This window comes from Kitasatospora phosalacinea (assembly GCF_000717185.1).
In the GTDB taxonomy this organism is placed as follows: domain Bacteria; phylum Actinomycetota; class Actinomycetes; order Streptomycetales; family Streptomycetaceae; genus Kitasatospora; species Kitasatospora phosalacinea_A.
In genome coordinates, this window is record NZ_JNYE01000236.1 from 1 (window position 1) to 1,796 (window position 1,796).

Sequence of the window (1,796 nt, forward strand, 5' to 3'; positions counted from 1 at the left end):
GGTGACGGTGCTGCCGGTCTCGGACTGCTTGTCGGTGACCGAGAGCGGGTTGCCCGAACCGTCGTAGGTGTAGGTGAGGTCGTCGACCACCCCGGCCGGCTGGGTCCGCTGGGTCTCCGTACGCAGCAGGCGGCGGGTCTGGCCGTCGTAGCTGTACGTGGACCAGACCGGGCTGGTCGAGGGCCCGTAGGTGATGCGGGCGAGCTCGCCCGTGTTGACGTACTCGATCGGCCCGACGACGGCGTTCAGCCCCTTCAGGCCGGACGGGTTGCCGATCTTGTCGTAGCTGAAGGTGATGTCCTCGGTGAGCAGTCCGGCGATGCCGGGGTCGCGCTGGGTGATCAGCTTCTGGGTGGTGGGCGAGTAGGTGAAGGTGGTGCTGTAGGTGGTCGGGAGCGGTGCCTCCGTGGCGGGCAGCTTGATCGTGCTGCCGAGCGGCTTGCCGAGGCTGGTGTAGCCGGTGCTCTGGACGACGTAGGGGTCCGTCACGCCCGGCACGTAGCGCGCCGCGTAGGTCAGCTTGCCGACCTGCAGGGTGTCGTACTTCCAGACGCCGAAGGTGAAGTTGCCGTTGGTCCGGTCCACCGCGGTCAGCTTGCGGCCCAACAGGTCCAGGTGCTGCCGTCGGAGGCCACCACGGTGTTCTGCAGGCCGCTGTCGGTGTACCCGTACGTGGTGGTGGTGTAGTTGCCGCCGCTCGCCGTCCACCCGGAGGCGGCGGACCCGCCGATCGTCGGTGGCGTGGTGAACTGCTGCAGGGCCGTGGTGTGGCCGCGGGCGTCGGTCAGCGTCCGGCTGACGACGCCTCCGGTCTTGGGCACCACCAGGACGGAGTCGCCGGAGTAGACCGTCTTCGTGGTCGTCCCCGGAGTGGTGGCTCCGTTGCTCTCGTCGTAGGTGGCGGTGGCCTGGCCCATGCCGTCGTGCTCGGTCAGCGTGGTGGACGGCATGGTGATCTGGGCCGCCAGCACGGGGTCGGAGGCCGGGGTGCCGGCCACGTTGAAGGTGTTGGCGAGGACGGTCCAGCCGTGCGAGTCGTACTGGGTGTCCGTGACGTTGATCGAGTTGTTCGCGCTGGTCGCCTGGGTCTGCCGGGGTCGCAGCAGCGCGTCGTACAGCGCCACCGAGGACGAGTACGAGCCGTCTTCCAGCAGGGTCTTGCTGGTTACGGCGGTCGGCTTGTCCTTGGCCACCACGTAGCTGTAGGTCATGGTGGGCGACTGGTTGGCCGCCTTGGCCTGGGTCGGCAGCCACACCGCCGCCGTGCGCCCCATGGTGTCGTAGGTGATCGACGTCTTCTGGCCGGCGATGTCGATCTTCTCCACCGGCAGACCCCGCGGCACGTCGAACGTGCTCGTGGTGGTCTGGTAGGCCGGGTTGACCCCCGAGTCGACCTTGGTCTTCTGGAACATCGACGCCGGGAGCTGGCCGGTGGCGGGGGTGTAGGTGGTGGCGATGGTCCGGGCGAGACTGCTGCCGCTGGGGGCGGTGGAGTCGGGCGTCCGGGTCTCCAGGACCGAGCGGCCGTAGGAGTCGTAGGCGACCTTCTTGAGGGTCAGGAAGGCCGTCGCGTTGGGTCCGCTGATCGCGGAGGCCTTCTCGGCCCGTGTGGGGTCGCCCTTGCTGGGTGCGGTGCCGCCGCCGGCGCCGTCCCAGGTGAACGCGTTGTTGTCGTAGGAGGTGCGGCTGTCGTCGATCAGTGTGCCGGTCGGGGTGGCTCCCGCCTCGGGGCAGTCCTGCGCCGTGGTGATGCTCTCGGCGGGCAGGGCCAGTGACTTGGCGGAGTTGACCGCGTA

General features: G+C 69.0%; 1 protein-coding gene and 1 pseudogene. Both read right to left on the bottom strand.

Going from position 1 to position 1,796, the window contains the following annotated elements; genetic code table 11:
• The coding region (locus tag OO57_RS37750) for a hypothetical protein (protein ID WP_158715393.1) at positions 1 to 585 on the bottom strand (585 nt) is incomplete at its 3' end.
• A gap of 5 nt (positions 586 to 590) precedes the next feature.
• Positions 591 to 1,796 (bottom strand): annotated as a pseudogene (locus tag OO57_RS37755) (hypothetical protein); the annotation flags it as partial.